An 11,130-nucleotide genomic window follows, 5' to 3' on the forward strand; every position below is an offset into this window, starting at 1 on the left:
GCGCGGCTGGGCGCGCGAGGTCGCCGCCGTCGAGGATTCCGGCGTCACGCTGGGGCTGCGGCTCGATCTCGGGGACGACGCCGTCTTCGACGCCGGGGCAGCGGCGGCGGGCGCCGCCGTGCTCCAGCTGCGCAGCAGGGCCGAACCCGCGCTCGTCGCGGACGCGGCCGAGGTGTGGGCAGGCGAGCGAGCCGAACACTTCGGGCCGCGGCCGAGGACCGCTGCGCTCTCCGAACTCCGCCGGGCGGCAGGGGTCTTCGCGCCCCTGGGGCGGCTGCTGGAGCGTTCCGTTCCGGACGTCCTCGCGCTCACCGAGGAGGAGGTGCAGGACCTCCTCGGCCGTGCGGGACGGCGGCTCCAGCACGCGGGGGTGCAGGTGCACTGGCCGCGGCGGACGGCGAAGGAGCTCTCCGCGCGCGTGGTCGTGCGGGCGACGGCGCCGGGTCCCGCCGTCGAGCGGCAGCCGCTGCTGGAGCAGGCCGATTTCCTGGAGTTCCGCTGGCAGTTGGCGCTCGACGGCGAACCGCTGAGCGAGTCCGAGATGGACGCGCTCGCGGAGGCGCACCGCCCCGTCGTCCGCCTGCGCGACTCCTGGGTGCCCGTCGACGCGGAGCTCGTACGCAAGGCGCGCAAACGCCACCTCGGGCTGCTGGAGCCGTCCGAGAGCCTTTCGGTCCTGCTCACGGGAGAGGTGGAGGTCGAGGGCGAGCCGCTGCCCGCCGTCCCTGAGGGCGCGCTGGCGGAGTTGCAGCGCCGCCTCACCGAGGAGCCTCCGCCGCTCCCGCAGCCGCCCGCGCTCCGCGCGACGCTCCGCGGCCACCAACTCCGCGGCCTCGCCTGGCTCGACCGCATGACCGGCCTCGGGCTCGGCGGCTGCCTCGCCGACGACATGGGGCTCGGCAAGACCGTCACCCTCATCGCGCTCCACCTGCACCGCGCCCACCAGGACCCGACCCTCGTCGTATGCCCCGCCTCGCTCCTCGCCAACTGGCAGCGCGAGATCGCCCGCTTCGCGCCCGGCGAGTCCGTCCACGTCTTCCACGGACCCGGGCGCGGTCTGCCGCCGAGCGGCCCGGGGCTCGTCCTCACCACCTACGCCACCCTCCGCAGCAGCGCCCCCACGCTCTCCGAACAGCGCTGGGGCCTGCTCGTCGCCGACGAGGCGCAGCACGCGAAGAACCCCCGCTCGGCGACGGCCCGCGCACTCCGCTCCCTCCGCGCGCCGGCGCGCGTCGCGCTCACCGGCACCCCGGTCGAGAACAACCTCTCCGAACTCTGGGCGATCCTCGACTGGACGACCCCCGGCCTCCTCGGCCCTCTCAAGACCTTCCGCGCGCGCCATGCCCGCGCCGTCGAGACGGGCGAGGACCCGGAGGCCGCAGAGCGCCTCGCCAGGCTCGTCCGGCCCTTCCTCCTCCGCCGCCGCAAGACGGAACCGGGGATCGCGCCCGAGCTGCCGCCGAAGACGGAGACCGACCACGCGGCCCCGCTCAGCCGCGAACAGGCCGCCCTCTACCAGGCGGTCGTCCGCGAGACGCTCGACGAGATCTCCGCCTCCGAGGGGATGGCGCGCCGCGGCCTGGTGATGAAGCTCCTCACCTCGCTCAAGCAGATCTGCAACCACCCCGCGCAGTACCTCCGTGACGCGGCCCCCGGCACGGCCGCCCGCTCGGGCAAGCTCGAACTCCTCGACGAGCTCCTCGGCGCGATCCTCGCGGAGGGCGGCGCCGTCCTCCTCTTCACGCAGTACGTCGCGATGGGCCGACTCCTCCTGTCGCACCTGGAACAGCGGGGCGTGGCGGCCCGCTTCCTCCACGGCGGAACGCCCGTCGAGGAGCGGCAGCGGCTCGTCGACGAGTTCCAGGACGGCCGGGTGCCGGTCTTCCTGCTGTCCCTGAAGGCCGCGGGCACGGGTCTCAACCTCACCCGTGCCTCGCACGTCGTCCACTACGACCGTTGGTGGAACCCCGCCGTCGAGGAGCAGGCGACCGACCGTGCCCACCGCATCGGCCAGCGGGGCCGCGTCCAGGTGCACCGGCTCATCGCCGCGGGCACCGTGGAGGAGCGCGTCACCCGACTCCTGGAGAGCAAGCGGCAGTTGGCCGAGTCGGTCCTCGGCAGCGGCGAGGCCGCGCTCACCGAACTCGACGACGCCGACCTCGCAGACCTGGTGGCCCTCAGGGGCGGCCCCCAGCGGTACGAGCCCGGCCGGCCGGGCGCCCCGGCGGACGGCGCGAGGGCCCCGGCTCGCGGGCGGGGCACCTGATGGCCTCGGAGTCGGGCCCCCGTATCCTGCGCACGCCTCAACCCGCCCCTTCGGTGAGGGAGTTCGACGCGGAGAGCGGCGCGGGCGCCTGGCTGGCGGCGATGGCGGAGAGCGCAGAGGACCCCGGACGCCTGGAGCGCGGCAGGCGCTACGCGCGCGGCGGGCACGTCGGCCCCGTCGCCGTCGAGCCGGGGGCCGTCTCGGCGTCGGTGCGGGGCAGCAGGACGCGCCCCTACGCGGCGCGGGTGCGCCTGCCCGTGCTCGCCGACGCCGCCTGGGAGCGGCTGCTCGACGCCCTCGCCGCCGAAGAGGCCCGCTGCGCGGCCCTGTTGGTCCGCGGCGCCGCCGCGGCGGCGCACGGGGCGCTCGCCGAGGCGGCGCAGGAGGCGCAGGTCGGGCTGCTGCCCGAGCCCGGCGAACTCGTCACCGCCTGCACCTGCCCCGATCGCGGCCGCCCGTGCAAGCACGCCGCCGCCCTCTCCTGCCAGACGGCGCTCCTGCTCGACGAGGACCCGCTCCTCCTCCTGCTCCTCCGCGGGCGTCCGGAGAGCGAGGTGCTCGACGCCCTCGCCTGGCGCGCCCCGGCGCACGCGTCGGGCGCCGCCCGGCAGCGTCGCCCGGGCGTGAGCGCCCGCGCGGCGCTCGCCACGGCAATACGGCCCCCGCTGCCGCCGCCCGAACCGCTTCCTCCGGCGCCGGCGCGTGTCGCACCGCCGTCCGCCGAGGGCTCGGGCGCGCCGGACGCCGAGGCGCTCGCGTTCCTCGCCACGTCGGCGGCGGCCCGCGCGTGGGAGCTGCTCGACGAGGTCGAACAGCCGCGCGGCGATCCGCCGTTCGCCGAGTCCCGGCAGCCGGCCGCGCCGGGCGGCGGCCCGCGCTCCTCGCCGCGGGAGAGTCGTCCGGCGGCGGCCGGACCTGGCGGGCAGCTCTCCGTCTGGGACGACGCCGTCCGACTCGCCGCCACCCACCCGGATTTCACGGGGCGTGGCACCTTCGGCCGCAGGTTCGCCGCGCTCGCACGCGCGGTCGGAACCGACGCGCGCGGCCTGGCCCGCGCGGCCGCCGCATGGCGGCAGGGCGGGCAGCTCGGCCTGCGCCTGCTCGAGTCTGCCTGGGAGCCCCCGGCAGGCGGCTTCGACCGGGCGCGGGGCGCGCTCGCGGCTGCCGGCCTGCCCCGCCTGGCGATCGCGGGCAACCGCCTCACCGACGAGGCGCGCGGGGTGCAGCTCCGCTACGCCGCCGACGGCCGCTGGTACCCGTACCGAGCCGGCCCCGACGGCGAGTGGTGGCCGGAGGGCGCGGCGGCCGCGGATCCGGCGGCCGTGCTCCGCGGCCTTCTGGAGAGCTGACGGCACCGGCTGTCGCGGGCGAGAACGCGGCGGACTCCCGAGCGGCGCACCGGACTTCGCCCTTCGCCCCCTCGCGTACGGCGGCCGGACGGCCGCGCCGAAGCGGGTTTGCCGCCGTGCTCCCTGCGCAACCCGTGCACGGTGCGCCGTCCCCGTCCGGGGCGCGCACGCTGCACGGCAAGAGACGGAGGCGACGATGACCACTGCGGTGAACGACCTGCTCGAAGCGCATCCGGCACCGGCGGCGGAAGTGGACAGGCAGGCGCTGGCGGCGTGCATCGAGGAGTGCATGGCGTGCGCCCAGGCGTGCACCGCCTGCGGGGACGCCTGCCTCGCCGAGCACGAGGTGGAGACGCTCCGGCGCTGCATCCGCACCAACGCCGACTGCGCCGACCTGTGCGAGACCGCCGGCCGCGTGCTCTCCCGCCAGACGGGCTTCGACGTCGGCGTCGCCGGTGTCGCCCTCCGTGCGTGCGCCGCGGCCTGCTCGGTCTGCGCTGAGGAGTGCGAGCGGCACGCGTCGATGCACACCCACTGCCGCCTCTGCGGCGAACGCTGCCGTAGCTGCGAGGCGGCGTGCCGCCGACTGCTCGACTCGCTCGCGGACGGCTGACGCGGGGCGGCCCCTGCGGCTGAGGGCAAGCTCCGCCGACTGCCATCCTGCACTGTTCGGACGGCTGCGTCCGCGGCGGCTGCGTCCGTCTGCTGCCGCGCCGATCCGTACGGCGTGCTCCCGCTCGACGGCTCGCCGTGCCCCGCACGACAGGCGGCCCCAACAGCTCGCAACGAACGGGAACTTGGGAGGAATGCGGCACAATCACCGAGCCTCGAGGGGCGCGTACGCGGTGGTTCCGCTTCGTTTTGGTGGAGCGGCTGACGCTCAATAAGATCCGCAAATGATCATAGGAAGACGGGCGGCGACGGTCCTCGCAGGACTGCTCGCCGCCGCCGTTGTGGGCCTCGTGCCGACGAACGCAGCGGCCGACGACCCCGAGCCCGAGCAGGGCAGCACCCCACCGCCCAAGGTCGAACTCGTCCTGGACGTCAGCGGATCGATGCGGATCAAGGACGTCGGCGGCCAGTCCCGCATGGCGGCGGCCAAGCACTCCTTCAACGAGGTCATCGACGCCGTCCCCGACGACGTCCACCTCGGCATCCGTACGCTCGGCGCCGACTACCCGGGAGAGAGCAAGCGGCTCGGCTGCCGCGACTCCAGCCGCCTCTACCCCGTCGGCGAGGTCGACCGCACGGAGGCGAAGGCCGCGGTCGCCACCCTCACTCCCACGGGCTGGACGCCCATCGGGTACGCGCTGCGCGGCGCCGTCAAGGACCTCGGCGACGACGAGGGGCAGCGGCGCATCGTCCTCATCACGGACGGCGAGGACTCCTGCGGGCAGCCCGACCCCTGCGACGTCGCCCGCGAGTTGGCGGCGACAGGAACCGGCCTCACCGTCGACACGCTGGGCCTCGCCGCCGACGCCAAGGTCCGCGACCAGCTCGGCTGCATCGCCGAAGCCACCGGCGGCACCTACACGGCCGTCCAGGATCGGGGCCAACTGTCCGACCGGATCAACCAGTTGGTGCGCAGGCCGGCGTCGGCGCCGGCCGCGGACCCGACGCAGGTGGACGGCGCCGAGGAGTGCGGCAAGGCACCCGTTGTCGGCGCCGGTCTGTACGCCGACCGGGCGGGCTTCGGCCAACACCGCTGGTACCGCGCCGAGTTGGAGCCCGGGCAGGAGCTGCGCGCCTCCGCCGCGGTCTCCGCCGACCGGGCGGTGGACGGCGACTGGGGTCTCCAGGTCCGGGCCGTCACCGAGCAGGGCAGGGAGCTGGTGCGCGGCGCCGAATCGGGGAGCGGGCGCACCGACGCCGTCTCCACCGGCCTGCGCTACCCGTGGGACGGGGAGGAGGACCGCATCGTCTGCCTCGAGGTCGGGCACGCCTTCTCGGCGCCTGCCGGGGTGAAGCGCTCGCCGGGGCTGCCGGTCGAGCTCACCGTCGACATCGTCGACGCGCCGGGGTCCTCGGGCGACACCGCCTTCTTCGGCCTCGCACGCGGCTGGGTGCCGCTGGTACTGATGGGCGTCGCCGGACTCGTCGGCGGCGTGCTGTTCGGCTGGGTCAGCCGGCTGCGTGCTCCGGCAGGGAGGGTCAACTGATGCTGCGCACAAGGAGTTTCGCGACGGCGGCGCTGGTCGGGCTGCTGATCCTCACCGGCGCCGGGACGGCGTGGGCCGACGACCCCTCGGACGATCCCGGCTCGTCCGCCTCTCCGGAGGCGGACGGCAGCGAGGACCCCGCGGAGGCCGGCACCGACTTCCGCACCGCGACCCTGCTGGAGCAGGGGCAGCACGGGACCGCCGACGCCGCCGCGGGCGACTACCTCTACTGGGTCTTCCCCGCGGCCGCGGGCGAGGCCCCGAGGGTCCGCGCCACCGTCGACCTCCCGTCCGGCTCGGAGCGCACGGGACCCGTCACCTGGCAGCTCGACGTCTACGACGGACTGCGCCGCCGCCAGGCGTGCCCCGCGGGGACGCCCAAGAAGACGGCACCACCGCAGACCGAGCAGCTCACCCTCGGCTGCCGGCTCCGCACCATCCAGCCGTGGGCGGAGACGTGGGCCAACGACCCGCTCTCCGGGGCGTATTACATACGTCTGACGGCGGTCCGGCTGCCGGAGAAGGACCGCGGGCTGCCGGTGCGGGTCGAGGTGGAGACCGAGGCCGAGGCGGCGAGCGGCGCGCGCAGGGGCGGCGGCCGGCTCGGCGCCCCGCTGGTGCCGACCGTGCAGGCGGGCGCCGTCGGGGAGCAGCAGGACGGGCAGGACGACGCCGACGCGCCGCAGGACGAGGGGAGTTCGGCGGAGTCCTCCGAGCCCCCCGAGCAGAAGACGCTCGCGCTCCAGGAGCCGGAGAGCGGGTGGACGGGGAGCTGGTGGTCCGACCGTTGGGCGTGGACCGGCGGCGGCGCACTCCTCGCGGCGCTCGCCGGCATCGGCGGCTACCGCCTCGCGCGGAGGCGCTGACCGGTGCGGCGGTCGGCTTCCCCGAGGGGCCGACCGCCGCCTGCCCAACCGCCGTCCCGTACCGCGCAGTTGCAGACGGCCGCTCCCGCCGCGGGCAGCACGGAGCCGCGGCGGCCGGTCGGATTGCCCGGGGCCCGTACGGGGCAATCCGGTCGGTGACAGCATGCCTCCCCACCCTCCGAGCCTGCGCCGCCCCGTGGCGGGCGCGGGTGGCCCGGACGGGTTACGGTGGGCTTCCATCGGGGCTGGAGGGCGAGTTGGGGGCTTCCGAAGTGGGCGAAACGGGCGAGAGCAGGGGGCCGGTCCTCGCCGGCAGCGTCGACGGCCCGGCGGTACTGGCGCGCGACATCTCCGGCGGGGTCCACTTCTCGCAGCCGCCGCCCGTCCCGCTCGAAGTGCCGCTGCCCGGACCCGTCTTCGGAGACCGGGACGCCGAACGCGCCGACCTGGAGCGCCATCTCGTCCAGCGGACGGAGCGCCCGCGGCAGGTGCGTGTCTCGGTGGTGCACGGTCCACCGGGCGCCGGCAAGACGGAGCTGAGCCGGCGCTGGGCCGCGGACACCCGCGACAGCTTCCCCGGCGGCCAACTCCACGTCGACTACGCCGACTTGCACGCGTACCGCCCGATCGGCGGCGACGTGGCCGAGGCACTCCGCGAATGCCTCAGGGCCACGGGCGTCGAGGACGCGCACCTGCCGGGCGAACTCCACGCCCTCGCCAAGCTCTTCCGCACCCGGACCAGCTCCCGCCCCGTCCTCGTCGTCCTCGACTCGGTGACCCACCCGGCACAGGTGCGTCCGTTTCTGCCGGGCGCGGAGGGGAGCGCGGTCCTCGTCGCCGGGCGCCGCCTGGAGGAGCTCTCCGACCTCGACGACGCGCACGCGGTGCAGCTGACGCCGCTCGACGCCGCGCACGGCCTCCTCCTCTTCGCCGCATGGAGCGGGGACCCGGACGTCGCCGAGCGCGAACCCGAGGCCGCTGCCGCGGTCGTCGCGGCCTGCGCCGGGCTGCCGCTCGCCCTGCGGATCGCAGGACGCAAACACCACAAGCAACGCAGACGGCGGCAGCTCGCCGAGCTGGCCGCCGAACTCGCCGACGAGCGGCGGAGGTTGGCCGCTCTGACCGTCCGAACCACACACGGGGAGCACGCTTTGTCCGCAGCATTCGCCCTCGCCTACGAGGGGCTCACGGCAGAGGAGGCCCGGCTCTACCGGCTGCTCGGCCTCTACCCCGGCAAGAGCGCAGACGTCGGCACGGTCGTCTGCCTCTCGGGGGCCGACCCTGAAACGGCGGAGGACCTCCTCTACGCGCTGGAGGACGCCGCCCTGGTGGAGGAGGGGGCGGACGGCCGCTTCCGCTTCCACGAACTCGTCGGGCTGCACGCCCGCGAGTGCGCCGAGCAGGAGGAGAGCGCCGCCGAACGCGAGGCGGTACTGGAGCGCTGCGTCGACTACTACATGACGGGCGCGGCCTTCGCCGACCTGGCGATCTTCGGCGAGCGGCTCCGCATCGGCGGCGACGCGGCCCACAGGGCGGGCGCCGCCAACCCGTTCCACGGCGCCAACGCCAGGCGGGCGGCGCTCGCCTGGCTCCGCGCCGAGCGCTCCGACGCGCTCGCCGTGCTCCAGGCCGCCGCCCGGCACGGAGGCATGCACCGGCAGGTCTGGCAGCTCGCCGAGTCGCTCACCGCGCTCTACCTCAACACCCGTTACGTCGGCGACTGGTTGGCCGCCTGCCGCCTCGGAGCCACCGCAGCCGCCGCGGACGACCGACCCGACGCGGAGGCGCGGCTCCGCGCACTGCTCTCCCGACCGCTCTGCGACACCGGCGAGTTGGCCGAGGCCCGCAGCGCGCTCGACGCGGCCCTGAACTGCGCGGCCCGGACGGAGAACCTCCTTCTGCGCGCCTCCGTCCAGGAGTTCGACGGCCGGTACTGGGACCTCGTCGACGCACAGCGCGCCATCTCCTCGTACGAGCGCGCCCTCGAACTCAACGAGGAGGCCGGGGACCCGCGCGGCACGGCCATCGCCCGCTTCTTCCTCGGCGGCGCCCTCGCCTCGTCCGGCCAACGCGAGCACGCCCTGGCCGAGTTGGAGACAGCGGAGGAGAGCTTCCGCCGACTCGGCGACGACCGCATGGCGGCGCGCGCACTCGCCTCCGAGGCCGCCGTCCACGACGCGCTCGACGCCCCGGAGGCCGCACTCGCCGCCTACCGGCAGGCCGCCGAGGAGCTCCGCGCCTGCGAGGCCCACCACTACGAGGCGGGCGTGCTGCGCGCCCTCGCACGCCACGAGGACCGCGCCGGCGAGTCCGCGGCCGCGCGCGACCTGAGGCTGAGGGCCCTCGCCCTCTACGAGGAGAGCGGTAGTCCGCTCGCCGAGGAGGTGCGCGAGGAGCTCGACCCCGGGGCGGACGGCGAACCGGCGGGAGGTCGGGCCGCGGTGGCGGAGGGGTGAAAGCCCGGTGCCGGGCGGGAGTCGGTGAGCGCCGGGTGCGCGACGACGGCACCGGATGCTGCGGCGGTGGTGAGGAACGTCCGTCGCGGCCCGAGGCGGTCGGCGCCATTGCCAACTCGCGGTACTGCGGCGGTCGGTCGCTGACTCCTCGCACGGTGGCGGTCGGTGGACGGCGCGCACTCCGCGGGGCGGTGCCGGTCGGTCACCGCCGCAACTCCCCGTAGCACGGCGGCCGTTGGCGCGCTGGCGGCCATCCACCGTGTCGGCGAACCACCGCGCCGTGGGCCGGAAGGCCTACTCCGCCCAGCTCTCCACGCGCAGGCACAACTCGCCGTCGCTCGAAGGGGGCTGCCCCTCCCCGTGGCTGACCCGTACTTCGGCGCCCTCGGGCGAGCGGCGGCCCCGCACGAGTGCGTAGACCACCGCGGCCGGAACACCGACGTCGGGCGCCCGGGACCGCATGGCCCGTACCACCGCGGCGCCCCTTCCCCGCACCGCCACGAGCCACGTGCCCGCGTCCACCGCGGCGGCGGCGAGTACGGCGCCCGGGGAGGTGTCGAGCGCGTGCCGGGCCCATCGTGCCGCCGCCGCGCAGTCCTCGTGATCCTCCGAGGCGAGGAGGACGGAGGCGCGTTGGCGCAGCCCGTCGTCGCGCTCGTCCTCGCGGCACGCCAGGTGCGCGACGGCTGACTCCTCGACGGGCGGTTCCGGTGCCGCGGCGTTGCGCGTGACCTCCAGGCGCGTGCCGTCCCGCCCCGTCCAGACGGTGCGCACGACGTGTGCGCGCACCTCGGGCAGCGGCTCGGTGGGCGGTGCGGGGGCCAACACCCGGGCGGGCGCGTCGGGTTCGTCGAGGCGGAGCAGGTCGTAGACGGTTCTGCGCAGCCGCCTGGCCGAATCGCCGGGCCAGGCGAGCGCGCTGGTGGTCACCTTGCTCAACTGCTCGGTGTCCGCGCCCAGGGCGCTTGCCACCTGCGGAAGCAGCGGCGCGGTGTGGTCCAACCTGGCGGCGCAGGCGCCCAGTTCGGCCAGCGGCGTGTCCGGCACCGCCTCCGAGCCGAACGCGGCGAGGAGCGTCGGGACGCCGAGTGCCGCAGCGTAGAACGTCACGGAGCCGTGGTCGCCCACGACGAGGTCGGCGGCGAGCAGCGCACTCTGCCATCCGTCCGAGGGCGCGGGGTCGACGAGGAGGAGCCCCGCCTCACGGGCCGAGGAGAGCAGCGAACGGAGGCGCCAACCGCCGTGCCACGCCGTGACGTTGGGGTGGACGACGAGCGCGCAGCGGTACGCGTCGTAGGGCAGCTCGGAGGCGGCACGGGCCGGCAGTTCCGGATGGCTGCCGAGGAGCGACTCGCCGCGCCAGGTCGAGGTGAACACCACGAGCCGCTGATCCTCGCGCACTCCGAGCGCCCGTCTGTAGCGCCCGCGCAGCCGGACGCCTGCGAGCAGCCGGTCGAGCGCCGGATCTCCGACCTGCACGGTCCTCCCGCGTGTCGCGGGGTGGAGGGCGGCCAACTGCCGCTCCTGGTCGGGGTGGGAGACGGCGAGCCGTGCGCGTCCGCTCAGCAGCAGCGCTTCGGGGACCACCCCGGATATCCGCTCGGCCGAGGATCGGGAGTCGGGTACGTGCTTGTGGAAGCCGACGCCGTGCGGCAGGACGAGTACGGGCGCGGTGGAGTTCCCCACGAGATCGGCGTTCTCCGTCGCCGTCACGATCAAGTCGCAGTCCACCTCGTGCAGTTGGGAGAAAGGGAAGCTGCGTGCCCCTTCGGCTGCGAGGAGTTCGGGGATGCCGGAGGAGAAGGCCGAGGTGTCGTCGCGCGCGAAGACGACGTCGACACGCGGGTCGTCGCGCAGGACCGGAGCCAGTGCATCGAGCACCCGCACCGTCGACGTGACCGTACGGGCCACCGCCACCACGGTTCTCGCCCCCGCGAAGGTGCGCCACCTCGCCGCGTCCGCGCCCCCCGGCAATCCCCTCACGTTGCCGGCTCCCGGCTCCCGGCTCCCGGCTCCCGGCTCCCGGCTCCCGGC

General features: G+C 75.6%; 7 protein-coding genes. 6 read left to right on the plus strand and 1 reads right to left on the minus strand.

What is annotated here, in order from left to right; translation table 11 throughout:
* The 6 genes from UWG_RS29805 to UWG_RS0110290 all read left to right on the plus strand — a co-directional run.
* The coding region (locus UWG_RS29805; protein ID WP_016907118.1) for a DEAD/DEAH box helicase at positions 1–2,266 on the plus strand (2,266 nt) is incomplete at its 5' end.
* A 53-nt stretch (positions 2,267–2,319) separates the two neighbouring features.
* Positions 2,320–3,615, plus strand: a complete 1,296-nt coding sequence (locus UWG_RS29810; RefSeq protein ID WP_237720045.1) for an SWIM zinc finger family protein — start codon at positions 2,320–2,322, stop codon at positions 3,613–3,615.
* Between the two features lie 196 nt (positions 3,616–3,811).
* A complete protein-coding gene (locus UWG_RS0110275) occupies positions 3,812–4,228 on the plus strand; it encodes a four-helix bundle copper-binding protein (RefSeq protein WP_016907120.1) in 417 nt (138 codons plus the stop codon).
* A 283-nt stretch (positions 4,229–4,511) separates the two neighbouring features.
* On the plus strand, positions 4,512–5,774 hold the full coding sequence (locus tag UWG_RS0110280) for a VWA domain-containing protein (RefSeq protein ID WP_016907121.1): 1,263 nt from the start codon (positions 4,512–4,514) through the stop codon (positions 5,772–5,774).
* Complete coding sequence (locus UWG_RS0110285) at positions 5,774–6,640, plus strand: hypothetical protein (protein WP_016907122.1); 867 nt, start codon at positions 5,774–5,776, stop codon at positions 6,638–6,640. The genes UWG_RS0110280 and UWG_RS0110285 overlap by 1 nt, the downstream gene beginning before the upstream one ends.
* Positions 6,641–6,897: 257 nt before the next feature.
* Positions 6,898–9,096 (plus strand): P-loop NTPase family protein, encoded by a 2,199-nt coding sequence (locus UWG_RS0110290; protein WP_237720046.1) that lies wholly within the window; start codon positions 6,898–6,900, stop codon positions 9,094–9,096.
* Between the two features lie 294 nt (positions 9,097–9,390).
* Here UWG_RS0110290 and UWG_RS0110295 read toward each other — a convergent pair whose 3' ends face one another.
* Positions 9,391–11,007 carry a CDP-glycerol glycerophosphotransferase family protein gene (locus UWG_RS0110295; protein ID WP_237720047.1) on the minus strand — a complete coding sequence of 539 codons (1,617 nt, stop codon included), beginning with the start codon at positions 11,005–11,007 and terminating at the stop codon, positions 9,391–9,393.
* Between the last annotated feature and the right edge of the window lie 123 nt (positions 11,008–11,130).

The organism is Streptomyces xiaopingdaonensis (assembly GCF_000262345.1).
GTDB lineage: Bacteria > Actinomycetota > Actinomycetes > Streptomycetales > Streptomycetaceae > Streptomyces > Streptomyces xiaopingdaonensis.